This is a genomic window from Colwellia sp. C2M11, from assembly GCF_018860915.1.
Taxonomy (GTDB): domain Bacteria; phylum Pseudomonadota; class Gammaproteobacteria; order Enterobacterales; family Alteromonadaceae; genus Colwellia.
On record NZ_JAHKQD010000014.1, the window covers coordinates 35,859 to 57,373 of the forward strand.

17 protein-coding genes are annotated in these 21,515 nt (G+C 35.9%); 9 read left to right on the top strand and 8 right to left on the bottom strand.

Going from position 1 to position 21,515, the window contains the following annotated elements; genetic code table 11:
• Positions 1 to 182 precede the first annotated feature (182 nt).
• Positions 183 to 1,517, top strand: a complete 1,335-nt coding sequence (locus tag KO509_RS04590) for a sensor histidine kinase (protein ID WP_215972110.1) — start codon at positions 183 to 185, stop codon at positions 1,515 to 1,517.
• The gene (locus KO509_RS04595) at positions 1,517 to 2,164 is read left to right on the top strand and encodes a response regulator transcription factor (RefSeq protein ID WP_215972111.1); all 648 of its coding nucleotides are present in this window, start codon (positions 1,517 to 1,519) and stop codon (positions 2,162 to 2,164) included. Before KO509_RS04590 ends, KO509_RS04595 begins: the two co-directional genes overlap by 1 nt.
• Before the next feature lie 19 nt (positions 2,165 to 2,183).
• On the opposite strand, the gene KO509_RS04600 is transcribed toward KO509_RS04595, so the two are convergent.
• The 6 genes from KO509_RS04600 to KO509_RS04625 all read right to left on the bottom strand — a co-directional run bounded on the left by KO509_RS04600 (position 2,184) and on the right by KO509_RS04625 (position 10,639).
• On the bottom strand, positions 2,184 to 3,284 hold the full coding sequence (locus KO509_RS04600; RefSeq protein WP_215972112.1) for an ABC transporter ATP-binding protein: 1,101 nt from the start codon (positions 3,282 to 3,284) through the stop codon (positions 2,184 to 2,186).
• A gap of 5 nt (positions 3,285 to 3,289) precedes the next feature.
• Positions 3,290 to 4,771, bottom strand: a complete 1,482-nt coding sequence (locus KO509_RS04605; protein WP_252727385.1) for an iron ABC transporter permease — start codon at positions 4,769 to 4,771, stop codon at positions 3,290 to 3,292.
• 158 nt (positions 4,772 to 4,929) lie between these two features.
• Positions 4,930 to 5,955: an extracellular solute-binding protein gene (locus KO509_RS04610; RefSeq protein ID WP_215972114.1), complete on the bottom strand. Its 1,026-nt coding sequence runs from the start codon at positions 5,953 to 5,955 to the stop codon at positions 4,930 to 4,932.
• A gap of 305 nt (positions 5,956 to 6,260) precedes the next feature.
• The gene (locus tag KO509_RS04615) at positions 6,261 to 7,829 is read right to left on the bottom strand and encodes a PepSY-associated TM helix domain-containing protein (RefSeq protein ID WP_215972115.1); all 1,569 of its coding nucleotides are present in this window, start codon (positions 7,827 to 7,829) and stop codon (positions 6,261 to 6,263) included.
• On the bottom strand, positions 7,826 to 8,125 hold the full coding sequence (locus KO509_RS04620; RefSeq protein ID WP_215972116.1) for a hypothetical protein: 300 nt from the start codon (positions 8,123 to 8,125) through the stop codon (positions 7,826 to 7,828). Before KO509_RS04620 ends, KO509_RS04615 begins: the two co-directional genes overlap by 4 nt.
• 387 nt (positions 8,126 to 8,512) lie before the next feature.
• Positions 8,513 to 10,639, bottom strand: coding sequence for a TonB-dependent siderophore receptor (locus KO509_RS04625; protein ID WP_215972117.1), 2,127 nt, complete (start codon positions 10,637 to 10,639; stop codon positions 8,513 to 8,515).
• A gap of 239 nt (positions 10,640 to 10,878) precedes the next feature.
• Here KO509_RS04625 and KO509_RS04630 point away from each other — a divergent pair, with 239 nt between their 5' ends.
• Positions 10,879 to 12,555, top strand: coding sequence for an alpha/beta hydrolase-fold protein (locus KO509_RS04630; protein WP_215972118.1), 1,677 nt, complete (start codon positions 10,879 to 10,881; stop codon positions 12,553 to 12,555).
• Positions 12,556 to 13,044: 489 nt separating this feature from the next.
• The gene (locus KO509_RS04635; protein ID WP_215972119.1) at positions 13,045 to 14,094 is read left to right on the top strand and encodes a hypothetical protein; all 1,050 of its coding nucleotides are present in this window, start codon (positions 13,045 to 13,047) and stop codon (positions 14,092 to 14,094) included.
• Between the two features lie 44 nt (positions 14,095 to 14,138).
• Here KO509_RS04635 and KO509_RS04640 read toward each other — a convergent pair whose 3' ends face one another.
• On the bottom strand, positions 14,139 to 15,050 hold the full coding sequence (locus KO509_RS04640; protein ID WP_215972120.1) for a LysR family transcriptional regulator: 912 nt from the start codon (positions 15,048 to 15,050) through the stop codon (positions 14,139 to 14,141).
• Between the two features lie 175 nt (positions 15,051 to 15,225).
• Here KO509_RS04640 and KO509_RS04645 point away from each other — a divergent pair, with 175 nt between their 5' ends.
• From KO509_RS04645 to KO509_RS04655, 3 genes are all read left to right on the top strand, one after another.
• On the top strand, positions 15,226 to 15,912 hold the full coding sequence (locus tag KO509_RS04645) for a type 1 glutamine amidotransferase domain-containing protein (protein WP_215972121.1): 687 nt from the start codon (positions 15,226 to 15,228) through the stop codon (positions 15,910 to 15,912).
• A gap of 76 nt (positions 15,913 to 15,988) precedes the next feature.
• The gene (locus tag KO509_RS04650) at positions 15,989 to 17,158 is read left to right on the top strand and encodes an iron-containing alcohol dehydrogenase (protein ID WP_215972122.1); all 1,170 of its coding nucleotides are present in this window, start codon (positions 15,989 to 15,991) and stop codon (positions 17,156 to 17,158) included.
• A gap of 18 nt (positions 17,159 to 17,176) precedes the next feature.
• Positions 17,177 to 18,217, top strand: coding sequence for an NADP-dependent oxidoreductase (locus tag KO509_RS04655; protein ID WP_215972123.1), 1,041 nt, complete (start codon positions 17,177 to 17,179; stop codon positions 18,215 to 18,217).
• A gap of 220 nt (positions 18,218 to 18,437) precedes the next feature.
• Here KO509_RS04655 and KO509_RS04660 read toward each other — a convergent pair whose 3' ends face one another.
• A complete protein-coding gene (locus tag KO509_RS04660; protein WP_159820685.1) occupies positions 18,438 to 18,857 on the bottom strand; it encodes a Cd(II)/Pb(II)-responsive transcriptional regulator in 420 nt (139 codons plus the stop codon).
• Positions 18,858 to 19,029: 172 nt separating this feature from the next.
• Between KO509_RS04660 and KO509_RS04665 the strand changes: the two genes are divergently transcribed.
• On the top strand, positions 19,030 to 20,418 hold the full coding sequence (locus tag KO509_RS04665; RefSeq protein WP_252727386.1) for a TolC family protein: 1,389 nt from the start codon (positions 19,030 to 19,032) through the stop codon (positions 20,416 to 20,418).
• A gap of 10 nt (positions 20,419 to 20,428) precedes the next feature.
• Positions 20,429 to 21,514: an efflux RND transporter periplasmic adaptor subunit gene (locus KO509_RS04670; RefSeq protein ID WP_252727387.1), complete on the top strand. Its 1,086-nt coding sequence runs from the start codon at positions 20,429 to 20,431 to the stop codon at positions 21,512 to 21,514.
• The last annotated feature ends 1 nt before the right edge of the window (position 21,515 follow it).

Consider the following 21,515-nt stretch of genomic DNA (forward strand, 5'->3'; position numbering starts at 1 on the left):
AATATAATTCGAACGTACAGTGCCTATATTAAATATGATGCGTATGATTGATTATATAAAACAAACATAAGGAAAAAAATTTTAGGGGTGTTGTCTCTTAAATTTTTGATATTTTTAGCACTTATAGTTCAATTAGCTCGTGCATTTTTTATCTTATTCACCTCATTATTGGAATTCTACAAATGAGTATACGTGCTCTGATCAATATGAGAATAATTGCATCAGTATTGTTGATTTTAATTTTCAGTGCAATTATTGCTGTATGGCAGGCAAGAAGCTCAGTAGAGCGAGAAGTGAATTCTTCAATTAACTTAGCCGTACAAATGATTGAATTTGGCCTTAATCAAAGCTCTTCCACTAGTGAAGAGAAAGACGCATGGCTAGACAAGATTGCCACAATGCAACCAGTAAGGCATTTAAATATTTCTGTCAAAAAGAGTGAAAATCAAGTTAAAAATACCCATGCTACTAAGCTAAATGATGATTTAAATGATGATTTAAATGATGAGAAAAAATCGACACCTCATTGGTTTGTAAAGTCAGTTATGGTCGACTTTTTTATACATCATTATGATATTAAAATTGCGGATGGATCTATCAAAGCGATTGTTATTACCGCGAATCCAATGGATGAAATAAATGAAGCTTGGCAAGAAACAAAGTCTTTTTTTTGCTCTATTGTGTTAATGCTTTTTATTATGTTTTTGACAGTGAACCTAGTGTTTAATGCAATGTTGGATTCTGTTAAAGCTATTTTAACTGGACTTAAACAAGTTGAAAAAGGGCACTTTGATCATGTACTACCTCACTTTAAAATTAGTGAATTTGATGCAATAGCGTTAGAAATTAATGGTATGTCATCAGCCCTTAAAACGGCTCAAGAGAAGAACCAAGCTTTGGCGCGCCACAGTATGCAAATTCAAGAAGCTGAAAGACAAAATCTGTCTCGAGAGTTACATGATGAAATGGGGCAATCGTTAACAGCAATCAAGGCAATGGCGATTACATGTCAACAACCAAAGACAAATGTAAAGGCAGTAACTAGTTCAATTGTTGATATTTGTAACCATCTATCTGTGGTCGTTCGTTCTATGATGAGAACATTACACCCATTAAGTTTGTCAGAGCTTGGCTTAGGAGCCACCTTATCTGAGCTGGTTAGAGAATGGCAAAGACGAAGTAGTGAGGTTCAGTTCGATTTAGATTACGACCAAGCTTTAGAGCATTTAAGTCACGATATTACTATTCATGTCTATCGAATTGTTCAGGAGTGCTTAACCAATGTTGTTCGACATGCAAATGCAACTAAAGTGGTTATTTTAGTCGTTAAACGCGGTGATAAAGTCATGATTACTGTATCTGATAATGGTCAAGGAAAACAGCTTAATACTCCTGGCTTTGGTTTGTTGGGAATGCGCGAGCGAGCTGAAAATTTAGGCGGAACATTTACATTTGAATCTGTATTAAATACCGGTGTTAATGTTGTTGTGGAATTACCTTACTGGGAGGAAAAGTAATGGAAACAAAAAAAATTAAAGTTCTATTAGTTGATGACCATATGGTTGTTAGGGCAGGGTTTAGAATGTTGCTCGACTCTCAACCCTATATTGGTGATATTGTAGACATTGAACGCGGTGAACTGGCCGTGAAGGAGTATGAACGTTTCCAACCTGATGTTGTTGTGATGGACTTGTCAATGCCGGGTATTGGTGGTTTAGAAGCTATTCGTCGCCTTTGCAAGCATTACCCTAATGTACTTATTTTAGTTTATAGTATTCATGATGAAAAAGTTTATATTGAACGTGCATTAGAAGCAGGTGCACGTGGTTATGTTAGTAAGAATAGTGCTGCTGAAGTATTAGCGCAGGCGGTTGCTGTTATTGCTAGCGGTAAACGTTATATTGAAGAAGGCTTAATGCCGGAAGTAAATGATATATGCTTAACCGAAGCTAAAAAACCAAAGCATAAACTTAAGCTTTTATCGCCACGTGAATTTGATGTGTTTCGCTTACTTTCAAAAGGGTTAAATGCTCATAATGTCGCTAGCGAGCTTTGTTTAAGTTATAAAACTATTTGCAATTACAATACACAAATTAAAAGTAAACTGAATGCGAATACCTCAGCTGATCTTGCTAATATAGCGATGGTAAATAATATTATTTAGGCCAGACTAATTTTTTACTTTATTGATATATTTGGTATGGATGCGGTTTAATTTTTATCGCTATTTTTTGACCTAGAGCGAGTAACATCTCACTATAAAAACTAAGTTGTTTAAAAGCTAATGATGAATCTCTTTCAATGCTACTGAGTAAATAACGAAATCCTTGTTCAGTAACGGCAATATTATCTACTGTTACATTAACCTTTTCATCCTCACAATACTCAATAGCTTGCGGTTTTAACAAGAATTGTAAGGTTTGTGAATTCTTATTATTGGCTTCATTATTCGTGTCTACAATTGCTGAATTGGTTGATGAAAAACTGCCGATGGCTGTTTGGTATTCATTACCTTTGGCCTTTACGGGTATCCAACTACCTAATTGTAAAAAGTCAGCAACTTGCCAACTACTCGGCGATTGGCAAACTGAAGCAGGGCTGCCTGTTTGTAAAATTCTTCCTTGGTGCATAACCGCTATTTTATCTGCAAAAGTAAAAACTTCATCTTTGTTATGTGTAACAAAAATAGCACTCATTTTTAGTTGCTTTAAAAGCTGGCGCATTTCTAACATTAATTCATTACGCAAACGGGCATCAATATTTGAAAAAGGTTCGTCTAATAATAATAATTTAGGCTGAAGGGCCAATGCTCGTGCAATAGCAACCCTTTGCTGCTGGCCGCCAGATAGCTGATGAGGATATCTTGATTCTAAACCGGTTAACTTAAGTAAATGTAGTAGATCAGCCGTGCGTGTTTCTTGTTCACTTTTAGGTAATTTATCAATACCAAAATAGATGTTTTTCTTAACCGATAAGTGAGGAAATAATGCATAGTCTTGAAAAATCATACCAATATTACGATGTTCTGGTGGTATGTTTTTAGAGGGACTAATAGTCAATATATTCATCGCAGTTTGCGTACTATTGTTTATTTTTAATTCACCAGTACTCAGCTCATTAAAGCCCGCAATGGTATTAAGTAATGTTGTTTTACCACAACCGCTAGGACCTACTAGACCAAGTATTTCACCAAAATTTAAGGTCAAATTAGTATCTGATAAAATGATTTTTTTTTGTAATTTCACCGAAAGCTGTTTGATGCTTAATAATTCAATGTTGTTCATTTATGTTATTTCCTTTCTTTATTAAGCCAAACAATAGGTAGTAATCCCAGAAGAACAATCAAAATAGCGCCCAATGCACCTTGCTCTAGCATTTCATCAGAGATTAATTGATAAATTTGAATACTCAGGGTTTCAAAGTTAAAAGGCCTTAATAATAGTACGGCTGGCAACTCTTTCATCGACTCAACAAATACCAATAACCAAGCCACTAAAATAGAAGGCTTTAGGATAGGAATATGTATTTTTATTAGCATTTTACCTAAGCCGGCACCTAAACTTGCTGGGGCTAAGTCGACAGATCTCGGTATTTGTTCAATACCACTGGATATTGTGCCATTAGCAATAGCGGCAAAACGAACTACAAAAGCAAAAACGACAGCAAAAATAGTACCTGATAATAATAATCCTGGAGAGTCTAATCTTAAATAATCAGCGACTTCATTAAGCATGTGATCTAATGGGCCGAAAGTCGCGAGTAATACCATCGCCAAGACTGTACCAGGAATAGCATAACCGAAACCTGCCAAACTTAATGGAAGCATACGCCATTTATCTTGGCTAAGTCTACGATACAAACCGAATAATAGAGCTAAAAAAGTTGCAATAGTTGCAGCATAAAAAGATACCTCAATGCTGTTAATACTTGGCGGTAATAGTGCTATTAGTTGATTTAGGTCACTGTATTCAAATGCCATAATAATCAATAAAATGAAAGGTGCAAGGAAGCCTGCGAATACTAATATCCAACAAAAAGCACCAATGAAACATTGTTGTATAAAAGATAATTTTATTACTTCTATATTTTTATTGGGCCTGTTTGACTGATGCCCTTGTCCAGCTCTTGCACGTTGCTCTGCTACAACCACAAAAAATATTAACAACATTAAGATACTTGCTAATGCGTTTGCAGCGGCTAAGTCGCCATAACCTAACCAAGTATCGTATATCGCTGTTGTAAGTGTATTAACCGCAAAATAATTTACCGTAGCAAAATCGGCTAATGTTTCCATCAGAACTAAACTTGCAGCGACTGCAATAGCAGGACGCGCCAAAGGTAGGGCAACTTTTAAAAAGCTTTGTTTTGATGATAAACCTAATAGACGTCCGGCTCTTAATAAGTTTTGATCTTGTTGTTCAAATGCAGTTCGTGCCAACATATAAACATAAGGAAACAATACAAATGCCAGAATAACGGCGGCGCCGGGTAAAGTGCGTATATCAAAAAACCAGTAGTCATTTGGCGATTGCCAATTAAACCAATAGCGTAATGCGCGTTGAACTGGCCCTGCATAATCAAAAACATCAGTATAAAGATAAGCAACTAAATACCCTGGCATTGCCATGGGTAATAAAAGCAGCCATCGTAGAAACCGTTTACCTACTATATTGGTGTGAACAATAAAGGCCGCACTAAAGGTACCAAAAATTAAGGTAAGGCAAACGACCAGTACACCAAGTATTAGCGTATTAGTAATATAATCTGGCAAAACCGTTTGCCAAAGATGAGAGAATAAGTCACTCGACGAACTGAGACTCGCTAACAACATTACTACGATAGGTATTACGAGTAGTAATGCTATTAACCAACAGACAGTTCGCCAGAGATTATTTTTTAACGGGGCAATCAAGGAGTAATTATATCATCTTATAAATCAAATTTAGCTTGATCAATTAATTTAAGGGCTTCTTTTCTATATTTCGCAATAGTTTCTAATGGTAAGTCATCGGCTTTAAACTTACCCCATGAAGCAACTAACTCAGAAGGCATTACATCAGCTCTTACTGGATATTCTACATTTGTTTCTGCATAAAGTTGTTGTGCTTCTTTTGATATTAAAAATGCCATTAATTGTTTAGCATTGCCAGTATTAGGAGAGAACTTTGCCATTCCCATGCCAGATATATTCACATGAGCACCACGGTTACTTTGATTAGGAAAGTTAATGTTTACCGCTTCAGCCCATACTTTTTGTTTTTCGTCTGATAGCATTCTACCGAAGTAATAGCTATTTCCTAGTGAAATATCACATAAGTTTTGATGAATAGCTTGTACTTGTCCGCGATCATTGCCTTGAGGTTTACGTGCTAAATTTGCTTTGAATTTTTCTAACCAAACAAGTGTCTCTGCGCTACCATGTTCAGCAATCATAGAAGAGACTAGTGCGATGTTATAAGCGTGTTTACCACTTCGTGTACAAATTCTACCTTTATACTTACTATCAGCTAAGTCTTCATAATTAATATCTAATGTGCCTAAACGTTTGGCAGAATAAATATTTCGTACACGCGTTGTTAATGCAAACCAAGTATTGTCTTTTGCTCTGTATTGACTAGGAATAACATCAAGTAATACTTCAGCGTCATTTGCTTGTAGTAAGTTACGGTCCTGTAATTCAATAAGTCGACTAATATCTGTAGTTAATAATACATCTGCAGGGCTATGTTTACCTTCACGCTCTAGACGTTCTGCCATGCCTGTTTTAGCAAAAATAACATTTACTTTGATGCCGGTATTTTCAGTGAACTTGTCGAACAGAGGCTTAACTAAAAATGCTTGGCGATAAGAATACACATTGACTTCTTCATTCGCTTGTACAAGAGAAGATGAAATAAGACATAGGCTAGTAAAGGTCAACAGGATTTTTTTTCTAATCTTGGTTATTTGAGGCATAACATAATTCTGACAATATGATGTCAGTCTCTTTAATAGGTTTTTAATACAAATAGGGGGGGCAAGATTAAAGAAAACATTGTACTATGTCAATATCATTTGATAACCATTCTCATTTGATGGCGATTCTCATTTGATTTATTTAGGTGTAGTAAATATTACGTTATTCTATTAATCACAGCTTTTAATATTTTTATTCCTCATTATTAATTAGGCCCAACATAATAAGATCAGCCTTCTACTTTTGTTAATTATACTTTAGGTAGAAGGCAATAATGGCTTATTAATATACGTTTAATAAATTGTTATAACGCCCAAATACTATTACGCTCTCCAAAATATGCGCGTTTTTTAGTTTTTAGTGCTCCATAATAAAATATAGCGGCAAAAATTAAAGCGGATATATCAATAGCACTATTGCTAAACGCATTTAAATTCCACTGGCTAAAGATTGGTGTTGTTATAGCAACAAGTGTTGTAATAGGAATACATAAACAAGTTAAAGCAATGATTTTTTGCATATGAATAGCACTTTTTGCGGCGCCAAAAACAAAGCTATAAATTAAAACAGCAAAAAATACTAGGTAGTAACAAGTTACATAACTATTGTTAATTTTTGCGTTAATCAAATATAACCACTTACTTGCTAATAAAGTAACAACGACCGCTAATATCGAGCCTAAACATACACCAATAGTTAGATTAGCCATAAAACGGTTAGATTTACTCTGAATCGGTTTCTTTTGTCTTCGTTTTTCTAACCAAAGCAAGTTACCGCTGTAAAATAAAAAAGCACCGAGTAAGCCCATCACAAAGTACAACCAACGGCCTAATTCACCGCCAAATCCACCAAAGTGTAAAGAAAAGAAGCTCGCGACATAAGAAACGTAATAATCGTCTTCGCTCATTGAAATACTGCTAAATGCAGGAGCAAGAGTGTAAGGGTTCATGTAAATAAAGTCGCCAGTGTTATTACGCATCATTTCTGCTGTATTCATCACACTTATTGCAACAGAAGGGCGTTGAGTTGATAAGCGCGAAAACTCAATGTATTTGATACTATAACCCTCAGTTAGCTCATTGACCTTATCTATATATGTTGAAATAGGTGGTAGTTGGCTCGCAGAGTAGTTTACTGGCGCACTTTTCGCTTGTTCAAATATGGGTTGTTTACCATATACTAAGTCTAAACCATCATATAATACGTCGTGAAAAGCAAATACCACAACAGACCAAGCAATTATTAAATGAAAAGGAAGACTCACAACGCCAACTAGGTTATGGCTGTCTAACCAAAATCGGTTTGCGCCTTTATTTTTTCTAACAGAAAAAAAAGTTTTTACTAACGTAGGTAGTAGAAAAATAACACCTGAAACTAAGGCTAAAAAGTAAAGTATAGAAGCAAAACCAAGCACTAAAACACCTAGGTTTTCGTGTCCAACTTTTCCTGCAATACCTGCCGTACGGTGTAACATGTCAATTAAATCACCTAGTTCATTGGTAGGCTCCGTTCGAGTAATTAAATCTCCTTGAGCTGATAGGGTGGCATGCACCATAACATTATCTAAATATAAACCTCGTCCTCCTTTTTTTTCATACCAAGTCATCGGGGAGCTTGCGTCATTGAAATTTATTTTAAAACCTTGTTGCGCGTTTTCTGAGGTGTCTAGGGCTTTAGTGATTAAATTATCTATTTTATCTATAGTGACCTGTGGAAGGTGATGACTTGGAGGCGTTGCCCATTGAGTAATTTCTTCCTCAAACATAGTAAGGGAGCCAGCATAAAAGCCGATAAATAAAACTAAGCCAGCAACAATGCCTGTCCATGTATGTACAGATTGGTAGGTTCTAAGTATATCGCCACGAACTCTCATGATAACCACCTTAAAAGAAAAAATACGCTGTAAACGATAATGTTCGCAGATAATAGATATACAACAGCTTTTAACGCTGTTTTAAATAAATAGGTAAATGACAATACAAACAATGCAATGGGAGAAAGCACCCACATATTGAATTGACCTTTTGCAGGGGCATCCAAGCCTCCAGGACCAAACCAAGCAAAAATAGCAACAAAAGCGTAAGCTAATGTTAAACCAAAAATTGTTCCGGCAAATGTTTTAACCCACCAATGGGGTTGAATCTTTTGTTCTGAGGTTAACCTACTCATGATGATGCTCCTTTATTAGAGCCGTTATTTTTGTTTGGTGTAATCATTAAACTAAGGAAAGGGATACAAGCTAAAGTGGTTAAAAGTACAAAAAGCCAAGTGAATAGTGCAGCAGCAAGCACCTGTGTTTGAAGGCAAGAAACTAGTGATAATAGCCAACATAAGTAACCCAGTGTTCGCCATTTTTTTGTTAATGGTTTGCGAAATAAATTTTGATTTTTATTAGTGGAATATACAATAAATACGCCAAAAAAAATAAATAGTAGTGCCAATAATTGCCACATATTAAAAACTCTCAATGTTAAATATAGATACCCAAAACAGAAATAGTATGGGTATCTATATTGTATAAAACGACATAGTTATTTATTTGTTAAATAAATAGTGTTAGAAATCCATTTTTACTTTCACAGCAAAGGTTCTGGGTTCACCAATGCGTAAACCACCATATGAATCACTATTTGCCCAATATTCTTTATCAAATAAATTATCTATCGTCGCGATAACGGTAAGGTCTTTTTCAGCTAACTTTGTACTGTAACTCGCACCACCATAAAAAATAGTATAGGAAGGCAATTCCCAAGTATTGTTTGAATCTACCGTGGTTACACCATGGTATTTTCCACCTAAGTTTACTGTTAGCCCTGGAATAGCAGCAACATTGTAATTAGTTTGTAGGGTGAACTGTTGTTTAGGTGCACCTGCAACATTGTTACCTTCAATTGGCTCACTTGTTTTGTCATATTCAGCACTCAATAGCATAAAATCACCATACAGTGATAAATTCTCAGAGAACTCTAATGCACCACTAAATTCTAATCCTTGGTAAAGACTTATTCCGTCTTGAATTAAATAATTGTCATTGGTAACAAGAGTCGCACCGCGTTCAATACGAAATAGTGCAGAGGTAATAGACCAGCCATCTCCAGTAGTTTTAAGACCAAGCTCATACTGAGAGCTCTCTAGCGGTGGAAGTAATTCGTCAGCATTGGCATAATCTTCACTAACAACACCTGTTTTACCTTCAAAAGATTCTACATAGCTCATGTAGTAAGAAGTATTTTCACTGGGTTTGTAGATTAATGCCGCTGTTGGGCTAACGGCTGAATCATTTAAATCATCATGTGAAGAAAAATAGTCACTGGCTCTATGTTCAATTTTGTTTGATCTAATACCAACCAGCACTTCCCACTGTTTTGTTATCGATATAAAGTCACTGATGAACATAGACGTTTGTGTATCGGACCAAGCCATTTGTATATCTTTTTCTAAATCAGCGCTGTAGGTTTTAACCTCAACAGGGTTATATAAATTGTCAACAGCATAACCTCGAGTTACTAAACGACCGTAAATACCGCCGTCATTTCGGTATGTTATTGCTTTTTGATGAGACGCTCCAATAACTAGGTTATGACTAATATTACCGGTATTGATTTTACCCGTAAGTAACCCTTGGAATTGATCATATTCAACATCAAAATATTGCTCATATAAGCTAATACTGATATCGCCATCGCTATTTAATATGCTGTCTAAGTTTTTAACCCAACGAGTTTCATTTTTAGAATGATCATAATCAATGCTAGCATGCCAGTTGTCATTGATTTCCCATTTTAAACTTGTTAGCGCTATTAAATTTTCGTAACGGTCAAAGGTACCTTCGGCAGCAAGATTATGTGTGCCATTGACTGGTTTAGGTAAAGAGTCATCGCTGTCTAAACCATTACTAAATTGAGTCCATGAGTTTTCAACTAATCGGTCATTAGATATAATATCTACTGTCCAATATAAAGAGTCGGTTAGTTGAGCATCAAACGCTAATGATACTGTTTCACGATCTATCGAGCCACCATCTAAATAAGTATCACCTTTTTCTTTAACCAAATTAACACGTAAGCCGTAATCGTCGTTATCACCTATGCGAGTACTAGCATCAAGATGTCCACTGAAAACACTATCACTACGCATTCCTACATTAACGCTAATAGCATCATCAGTTGCTTTTTTAGTGACATAATTAATTATGCCTCCGGGTGCAGCCATACCGTACATAAAACCAGTCGCACCTTTTATTAAGGTTACTTGCTCAAAAGCTTCGTATGGCAATTCACCACTAAAACTGTTAATAGACATACCATTAACTTTAAAGCTTTGCGTGTAATCTAAATTTAAACCACGTACGCGCACTGTATTACCAAAGGCACTATAGGCGCTGCCATCTACAGAAACGGAAGCTTCACGACTGAATAAACTGTCTAAAGTATTTACCTGACGAATCTCCATATCTTGTAGTGAAATAACATCAACAGAGAATGGCGTGTCAAGTAGGGATCTATTACCTAAAGCACCACCATTATTTTCTTCACTAAGTTCGGTCAGCTTGTGACCAACAACGTTGATTACTTCTATTTTTTTTTCAGTTTCTTCAGAAGCTAGAACAGAAGAGCAGTTTACTGATAATACTGCCGCACAGGCCACAGCAACTTTATTTAACCGTAAGTTATTAGTTTTCATTTAGAATTCCATTATATTTTAGAAAAATGATCAAAGGCAAAGCATGATTATTAATCGATAAGGTTTGCCAAATTGTTATTGGGGTTCAATCGTTGCGAATACTAACCTAAATGATAATGATTGTTAATAGCGTTAATGAGAAAAATGGGTTATTATTCATTTTTTTCACATGCTTAGTATATTTTTATTGTGATTCCGTTAAATAACTAATCGAAAATCAAGGTAAAAAGGGGTAATTAATGATAAGTAAAGAAGTGTTTGTTAAGGGAGCTAAACGGGGTGGACTTGGAACTATGTGTCTAATATCTTTAATTCAATTTTCGGTATTGAGTGCTGAAATAACTTCATCAGCTTTATCAAACTTAACGGTTAGTAATGCTTTAACAGGTAGATTTAATGACACTCAGAGTAAAAAAAATGAACTCAATCAAAACTTTAAAACGATAAAAATAATCGTACCCTGTGAAAAAGGAGACTATCTAACGGGATATATTGAGAATAGTCACCCTATAACGGTTGATGTTATTAATGCAAAGGGTGATTTATCAAGACGTTTAATTGATAACAAAAATGGGAAACAAGATTTTTATTCAGTCGCTAAAAATTGTGATGAAATATGGCATATATCAGGCTCTGGTTCATACCATATTGTGCTTGAAAATCGTATTAGCTTAAAAGAACAAATCCCTGATGACCAAAGTAAGATTTTAAGTCCGGTAATATCGTCATTAAATGATGAGCTTCGAAAAGGGCAAAGTACTGAGAATTTTTGGAAAATGATAGAGAGAACAGGGACGCCATTGGTTGAAAATACACCTAACGGAACTTTGATGACTTTTTTGGCAAGAGGTTCGTACAAAAATGTTAAACTTATTGGGGCGCCTTCTAACAATCATGAGTCCCTACAAAGGCTTGCTAATTCTGATACCTGGTATAAAAGTTTTATTGTACCTGACAATACTCATTTATCTTATCAAATAGCCCCTGATGTGCCGCAACCGCCACTAACTGGTTTTGCTCGTCGAGTTGCTATAAAAGCTGTGGCTCAGGTTGATCCGTACAACCATTACCCTTGGTCATCTTCGGGTTTTGACAAGTTTAGTACGAAATCAACTATCACTCTTGAAGGTGCGCCTAAAAACCCTATGATCGATTCAACAGAAATAAAGCCAAAAGGGACATTTTCTCAATTTTATTTTACGAGCAGTACCTTAGCGAATACTCGCGAGATAACTATTTATTCTCCTCTAATGACTAAGAAAAATAAAAAGGATTCTGTACTGCTATATATTTTTGATGCGCAGGCTTACACAGAATTGGTCAACTTGCCAACAATACTCGATAATTTAATGGCAGAAGGCGCTATTCCTCCTGTTATTACCGTTTTTATCAGTAATCCTGATCGTGAAGCTCGTGCTCGTGAATTGCCAGCTAATAGCATATTTGCTGATGTTTTGGCTAATGAACTTATTCCTCAAATAAAGCAGAGGTTACCAATTATAATACCAAAAGAAAAAACGGTTATTGCTGGCTCTAGTTATGGTGGATTAGCAGCAACGACGATAGCATTACGTCATCCTGAGATATTTGGCAATGTTATCTCTATGTCAGGGTCATTTTGGTGGAGTCCCAAAGCTCAGACTGAAAATGATAAACATTTTGTAGCTTCTGAAGTCATAGCGATGGATAAAAAAGCAGTTCGTTTATTCTTAAGCGCAGGTTTATTTGAAAACTCTCGTGGCGTTGGTGATGGAATTTTAGAGACTAATCGCCATTTACGTGATGTTTTATTAGCAAAAGGCTACGAAACTCATTATCAAGAATACGGTGCTGGGCATGATTATTTTTCTTGGCGAGGGGTTATAGCAGATGGTTTAATATCTCTTTTTGCTACCAATGAACTCAGAGAAAAATAGAATAAATAATGTAACCTAAGGTATGATTTTTCATGTTACCCCTTAAGTTATTGACCTAACTTGGTTATTAATGTTTAGAAAGGCACTACATCGAGGTAGCTTCTTAGCATATTTATTCACTATAGCCGTTCTGCTTGAAAATGTTGTTAATTACATTTGCATTATCTCTATTCAAGTGGAACGGTTTTACAATCAATAGCATTATAGAATGAGAGAATATTCATAGCTGCCCAGTTGGGTTGTTAGTATTGTAAATTATTGAAATATAGTGCATACCCCTCCTTTTTCATCACTTTTTGGCTTGGTGTTTTTTTTTGTCATAAATCTTTCTTTTAAAGCTTATATTATTGCGTTGTTAACGGTTTTATTAAAATAATTTTATATTGATGAATAATTTATTTTAATTTTGTGGTCTAGGTAAGAAATTAAAACGTATTACCTGTCAATTGCGATAAAAATAATGACAAGCTGAACTGATGAGTTACCTATATGAAAATCATTCAATTATTTAATGGTGAGTTTTCTGCTGAAAATGCGCCCAAAGCACAACTTGATAATGGCAGTTTTTGCATACCACAGCATTATCTTAAATATCGACACACGTTAGCGAGTGTAGAGGAGCTAATTTTAAAAATAAGTTATTGCGATAGATATCCCATATTTGTTTCAGAAGATAATCAAGGGATTTATATACAAGTTGGTATCATCGGCGCCGATAACTACAAAGGTAATAATTATGAAAGTCACTCTATTCTTCATCAGAATCAGAAATCAAGTGATGGCGTTTCAGCAGTAAAAGATAAAAAACTTAAAATAATGTATGGGCGTAAATGGCGAGTAGAACCTAAATTACCTAGTGCTGAAATAATACAAACCGCTTTTCTTGCGATAAAAAAGGTGAGAGAGCATGAAGTAAGAGAGCTATTTCGTTTAAAAGCGTTTAACAAAACAACAACACCATTAAATTGTCATCATGATGTGACTATGTTGATTAATAGCCAAGAAATTAGAAGTAAAGAGACTGAAATTTCATGGTTAGAACTACAACAAGAGCTGGATAATTTGCGCTATGAACAAGCTAAGTTTCAGGTAATTAATATTGAAAACCGACATGAAAAATATTGGATACTTGAATTAAAAGTATGTCTTGAGGCTTCAAGTCACTTAGATGAAATAGAGCATGATCAACTTATTGTGTTAATCATTAATAAACTCACCTTTAATAATGTTTGTTATCAATTAATGGCAGAGCTAATTCGATTAAGTGATAGGCATGTAGACGAAAACTTTATGTTTTCTTGCGTTCCTCGTTTTAGTCAAAAAAATGATATAAAAGCGATTGCTAAAATATCAGCTAATACACGTGAACTTCACAAATCAGCAGAAAAGTCGGACTTTGAAGAAGATTGGCGTAAAGAAAATTATCAAGTGGACTTAGCCCGAGTTCCACAATTAAATACCAGCGTATTTTCAGAGCGGATTAGAAACATATTAAATTCGTTCAATGGTATTGAAGGAATATTACCAGAGAATACTTAATGACTTTACGTATTCTCTGGTGCTATGCATAAGGGAGTATACCTTTAGGCTGTTGTTATACTTATTTGACTTGTGAAATATTCTTTTAAATAATTAAGCAGTAACCTAAGCTTTTTCGAATTAGCTGTGCCTGGAGGAAATACGCCATACACATTAATATCACTAAGTTGGTAATCATCAAGTACTGTTTCTAACGTGCCTGCTTTTATTTTTGGTAACGCATCATAAGTAGGTATCCGGCCTAAACCATGTCCTGCTTCAACGAAAGAAGTTCGTGCAGCAGCATTATTGGTACTAATGCTGCCTTTTGTCGTAATGCTGAATGAACGACTACCTTTAGTTAACGTAACTACACCTGACGTTAGCTTGTAAATGATCCATTGATGATTACTTAAATCGGCAGGGTTTTTTGGTCGGCCATACTGAAGGAAATACTCAGGAGCACCACACAAACACGTTTGTAATGTGGCTAATTTACTTGCTTGCAAACCAGAATCAAGTAAAGGCGCGCCACGAATAGCTAAATCAATGCCTTCTTTCATAATGTTAACAACTTCATCTGTTAGCATTACATCAAGTGATATTTTAGGATAGATTTTTTTAAATTCATTTAGTGCCGGTACAACGGTTTGTAAACCAATATTCACCGGACACGTTATTTTAAGTAGCCCAATAGGCTCATTTTTAAAATTCTCTATTTGTTGATTAGCTGCACTCGCTTGTTCAGAAATGATACGACAGCGTTCATAATATCCTTGGCCTGCTTCGGTAAGATTAATGGATCGGGTAGAGCGGTTAAGTAATTTTACTTCTAGTTGTGCTTCAAGCTTTTTTAAATGATAACTGACCACTGCTCGGGATAAGCCTAGGTGTTTTGCCGCAGCACTTAAACTTCCTTGTTCAATAACTTGTGCAAATACAACCATACTTTTGAGCTGTTCAAATGATATATCCATAAACCCCTCTAATAAAAACCTTTTAATTATTGTATCAATTATTGATACAAAGTTGTTAGTTTTATCTGCATTGTTCACTTGGAGGCTGAAGCATATACTAGCTGTATTGAAAATGAATAAACAATTGTAAGAGACTTACATACTTCTAAGTATATAGATAAAAGGATAAATAAGAATGACTAAAAAAATATTGATGGTACTTACTTCGCACGATGAACTAGGCAACACAGGTAATAAAACAGGCTTTTGGGTTGAAGAGTTTGCTGCTCCTTATTATGCTTTTATCGATGCCGGCGTTGAAGTAACGTTAGCTACACCTCTAGGTGGACAAGCACCTATTGATCCAACAAGTACATTAGCCGACTTTCAAACTGCAGCAACAGAGCGTTATGATGCTGACTCTGAGGCACAAGCTAAAATTGCCACAACAGTAAAACTAGCTTCAGTGAGTGCGGCAGATTTTGATGGTGTTTTTTATCCTGGGGGGCATGGCCCATTATGGGATCTTACTGATAATACTGACTCTATCACTTTAATTGAAAACTTTTTAAATGCAGAGAAAGCTGTTGCAACTGTTTGTCATGCAAGTACTGCCTTATTAAATGTAAAAGATGTGTCAGATAATTTTGTTATAAAAGGCAAAGCTGTAACAGGTTTCACTAATAGTGAAGAAGCAGCAGTTCAGTTAACAGATGTTGTACCATTCTTACTAGAAGATGAACTGATTAAGCGTGGTGCTGAATATCAAAAAGCGCAAGATTTTCATCCCTTTGCTGTACAAGATGGCTTAATTATTACTGGGCAAAACCCAGCTAGTTCAGCATTAGCTGCAGAAAAATTACTCACTCATCTTTCAGCTTAAATAAATTACTTCGTTTAGCTAAGTTATTTAACTAATTAACTTAGCTAAATCGTTACAGACAAATACAGGACTATATATGTTAAATTTTAATTTTCAAAATCCAACAAAAATTAACTTTGGCGAAGGCCAAATCAAGGTTATTTCAAAAGAAATCCCTTTAAATGCAAGAGTATTAGTGGTTTATGGTGGTGGTTCCATTAAAGGTAATGGCGTATATCAACAAGTTGTTAATGCGCTTACTGAGCATACTTGGTTTGAGTTTTCAGGAATTGAACCAAACCCAACATACGATACCTTGATGAAAGCCCAAGATATCATTAAAGCCGAAAAAATTGATTATTTATTGGCGGTAGGTGGCGGCTCTGTAGTTGATGGCGCAAAATTTATTGCTGCCGCGGCTTTGTATGAAGGGGATACTGAAGGAAATGATCCTTGGGATATTCTAGCGAAACAAGCAACTATCACTAAAGCCTTACCGCTTGGGGCAATATTAACATTACCGGCTACAGGCTCAGAAAGTAATGGTAACTCTGTAGTGACTCGAGATGGCAATAAACTACCTTTTGCTAGCCCTTTAGTTCGTCCATTATTTGCAGTACTAGATCCAACAGTCACCTTGTCGTTATCAGATCGCCAAATTAGTAATGGTGTGGTTGATGCTTTTGTTCACACAATTGAGCAGTATTTAACTTACAGTGTTAATGGCAAGGTGCAAGATCGCTTTAGTGAAGGTTTGTTGCAAACGCTAATTGAAGAAGGCCCTAAAGCTTTAGCAGCTGAAACGAAAGATGATTTAGAAGTCAGAGCCAATATTATGTGGTCTGCAACCATGGCATTAAATGGCTTAATAGGTGCGGGTGTACCACAAGATTGGTCAACACATATGATTGGGCACGAATTAACTGGTGCTTTTGGTATTGATCATGCGCGGACATTATCTATTGTCTTACCGGCAGTGATGAAGGTTTGTAAAGAACAAAAACGTGAAAAATTACTGCAATATGCATCGCGCGTGTGGGGAGTAAATAAAGGTGATGAAAACACACGTATTGACCAAGCAATACAATTAACTGAAGCATTCTTCGAAAAAATGCAAGTGCCTACACGTTTATCTGATGTCGAGCTTGGTAGTAAAGATATTGATTTATTAGTTGAGCGATTAGAACAACACGGCATGACCGCGTTAGGTGAACATAGCGATATTACGTTAGACATAAGCCGTGAAATTTTAACTCAAGCACTATAAAAGATAATAGGAAGTAATATGACTCAAACAACGGATATAAATCGTCAAATGCTCTTGGCATCAAGACCTTTTGGTGCCCCAGTGAGCGAAAATTTTAACCTAGTAACGAGTGAAAAGCCGACACCTAAAGCAAATGAAGTATTGCTTCGTACCGTGTTTCTTTCATTAGACCCATACATGCGTGGCCGTATGAATGATGCGAAATCTTATGCCGAGCCAGTTGGTATTAATGAAGTAATGGTTGGTGGCAGTGTTTGTCGAGTAGAAGAATCAAACCATGCTGATTATAAAAAAGGCGATTGGGTTGTCGCTTTTGGTGGCTGGCAAGATTATAGTGTTATCAATGGCAGTGAATTACTTAAACTTGACAATAATATGGTCAACCCATCATATGCATTAGGTGTTTTAGGTATGCCAGGGTTAACAGCCTATATGGGGCTACTTGATATTGGCCAACCTAAAGCAGGTGAAACTGTTGTCGTTGCTGCAGCAACAGGTGCAGTAGGAAGCTTAGTTGGACAAATAGCCAAATTGAAAGGCTGTAAAGTCATTGGTATTGCCGGTGGCGATACTAAATGTAAATATGCGGTTGATACCTTAGGCTTTGATGCTTGTTTAGATCATTATTCAGATGATTTAGCTGAACAACTAGCGACAGCTTGTTCATCAGGTATTGATGTTTACTTTGAGAATGTTGGCGGAAAAGTATTTGATGCTGTTATGCCATTATTAAATAGCTCAGCCCGTATCCCTTTATGTGGCCTTATATCACAATATAATGCGACTGAATTACCAAGTGGTCCTGACAGATTGTCATTATTAATGGGCACATTGTTAATTAAGCGTATTAAAATGCAAGGCTTTATCGTGTTTGATGACTATGGCCATCGTTATAATGAATTTAGCGAACAAATGGCTAAATGGTTAATAGCTGGTGACATCAAATATAAAGAGCAAATGGTTGAGGGACTTGAAAATTCAGTTAATGCATTTATCGGCTTATTAAAAGGCGATAATTTTGGTAAGTTAGTTGTACGTGTTGGTCCAGATAACCTCTGATTTTAACGCCGATTTAATAACTGCTTTATATTTTTAAAGGGCTCTTATAAATTAAGAGCCCTTTTTTATATTTGTGGGTTTATTCGTTATTGCACTACTTCTATTAAATTAATCAGTTATCAAATTAAGTTGTTATGCTTGTAGTCTTTGATTTTAATTTTCTTTTAATTGTTTTTTAAGGATTGTCTTTCTAGTAGCTAGTGTTTGAATCACGAGTTTTTTAGTAAGGTGTTTCTGATAAATGCTCAGTAGATTCTTTGTTTAATTTCTTCAATATTTCACATTCACCAATAATATTATTTGAGCAAGATGTAGATAAGGTATGAAGCGTTTTTTCTAATAGCGTTAATTCACTTATCGTACGACGAACTTTCTTTAATTGCTGATCTATAAGTAAATCTACTTCAAGGCAAGAAGATGTTTTATCTGATTGTACTGCTATTAATACTTTTATTTGCTCAAGCGGTATTTGTAATTCTCGACACCTACGGATAAAAATCAAGTTGTCTACATCAGCTAAATTATATTCTCTATAACCATTACTATTACGTGATGGTTTTGGCAGTAATCCTATTTCTTCATAATAGCGAATTGTCTTACTGAGTACGTTCGTTAACTTAGACAGTTGATTTATTTTCATAACATTTGACCTTACACCTACAGTAAGGTTTATGATGAGCCAAAATAAGGGCTTATTCAACATAAATTCATAAAAACTGCTACAGCATCATTTGATGTAGCGGCTTCTATCACCTTGTACTCCAGAGTAAAAAACGCCCTTAATTACGTCAATAAAAATGTAGGAAATGTAAATGCGTTATTTGTTTTTTGTGCCATGTAAAGTTGCAAAATTATCATACCGATTAAAAGACTCATTAAAGATTAAATTATCCCCTGTGAAGCTTCTGATGATGAGCTTGTGCTTCTTAAGTCCTTTCTCTTTAGCTGATAGTGATAACAAAAGCCAACAAAATAAAGAGGTGGTGTTAAACACGTTAACGTTAGCTTCAGCAATCAAAAAAACACTCAATGATAATCCTTCTCTTAAAGTATTTGAATTTCGCCAACGTGCGATTGAAGGTCAGTTGCAAAGTCAGCATTTAAAACCTGCTTATGAAATCGGTTTCGAAATGGAAAACTTTGCCGGTACTGGCAGTATAGGTACCTTTGAAAATACTGAGTTTACGGTATCTCTTTCTTCTGTGGTTGAGATGGGAGATAAACGCTCTGCTCGTACAGGTGTTAGTCATAGTCGTAACTCCCAACTGATTGCGATGCGCAAAATTAAGGCCTTAAATTTATTGAGTGAAGTTGCACGCCGATATATTGATGTTCTAGCGGCACAAGCGCGATTGTCATTGGCTAAAGAAGCAACGGCATTAGCTGAGGAAACATTATCTGAAGTAGAGAAACGGGCAAAAGCAGGGGTTGCACCAGAGGCAGAAATTAAACGCGCACTTGCTGCACTAGGAAATGCAAGATTAGTGACTTCATCAGAGCAACAACAATTTGATTATGCAAAAGTTTTTTTAGCAATGATGTGGAAAGAAACAACAGCTGAGTTTGAAAGCGTTGAAGGTAACCTATTCCAGTTTTCTAAAGATGTAGCGTTTGAAAAATTATATAACAAGGTTAAACAAAACCCTGAGATTTTAGTTTATGCAGCACAAGAGCGTTTAAGAGATGCTCAACTTCGTTTAGCGCGGACTGAGTCAAGTGCAGACATAAAATGGTCGGTGGGTATTAAGCAAATTCATGCGCTTAATGATACAGCGCTTACTGCTGGTTTTACTATGCCTTTATATTCATCTCAACGGAATACCGGTGCCATTATATCTGCTCAAGCTGCACGAGATGAAGTTAACTACAAAAGAGAAGAGAAATTGTTAGCGTTACATCACCAATTATATCGAGCTTATAGCAATAGAAAACAAGCAATTTTTACAGCGATAAATTTAAAAAATAGCATTATTCCTACACTAACAGAAGCCTTGAAAGAAACCCAAATAGCCTACCAACGTGGTCGCTATAGCTATTTAGATTATTTAAGTGCGAGACAAGAACTGCTTTTTGCACGCCGTGCCATTATAGAATCAGCTACAGCCGCACTACGATATGGCATAGAAATAGAACAGCTTATCGCTGAACCATTACCAGCTTCACAGCATAATTTTACATCACAATTAAATGACCAGTTTTAAGGGCTTTTACATGACAATTACCCAGAGAATTACAAAATATACACTTATGTTCTTATTAACCATGGCAACAACCAGTAGCGTTGTGATAAGTAAAAACACCTTTGCTATGTCTGAGCATGATAGTCATGAGCACAAACGTATAGAAAAACATTCAGATCATGATGAAGAAGAAAGTACACATGCAGATGAGCACGGAGATGAAAATGAGCATCAAGATGATCATGGACATGAAGGGCATGTTGAGATCTCAGTCGATAACGCAAGAGAAGCTGGCATTGTAAACTTGATTGCCGATAGTGCTCAAATAAAAAAAAGTATAACCGTTTATGGTAAGGCAGAAATAAAACCTAATGCTATTAGCCAAGTAAAAGCGCGTTTTGCTGGTTTAATTACACGTGTAAATGTCGATGTTGGTGATAATGTTAACGCTGGCGATATTCTCGTGGAAGTTGAGTCGAGTGATAGTTTAAAAAAATATAATATCACCGCACCTATTTCAGGTGTAGTCGCAGAGCGACTTGCTAATCCTGGTGAAATAGCAGAGTTACAAACATTAATCACAATAGAGAATTATGCACAGTTGTGGGCTAAGTTTCAGATTTTTCCAAGTCAGCAAGTAAGTGTTAAAAAGGGACAAGCAGTCACTATCTTATCTCCAAAACAATCTTCAAAGCACTCTTCAAAGCCACCTTCAAACTTGCTCTCAATAAAAACTGCTCAATTCAAATCTAGCCAATCAACAATATTACATTTGTTGGCCAATAAGAATCAGCCGTTTATTACCGCAATAGTTGCTGTAGATAATGCAAATAACCTATGGAGTCCAGGAGAAATGCTCACTGGCAGCATAGTAACAAGCGAAGAGAAGGTTACTATTGCCGTTGATAATCGAGCTATTCAAGAAATTGAAGGTCAGCGTGTCGTTTTTGTAAGAAATAAAGGCGGTTATGAAAAACGTGAGTTAACGCTGGGTCAAACAGATGGTGAATTAACTGAAGTTTTCGCCGGAATTGATGCCGGCGAGCAATATGCCGTTATTAATAGTTATCTACTTAAAGCTGATTTAGGTAAAGCAGGCGCAGCGCATGTTCATTAAG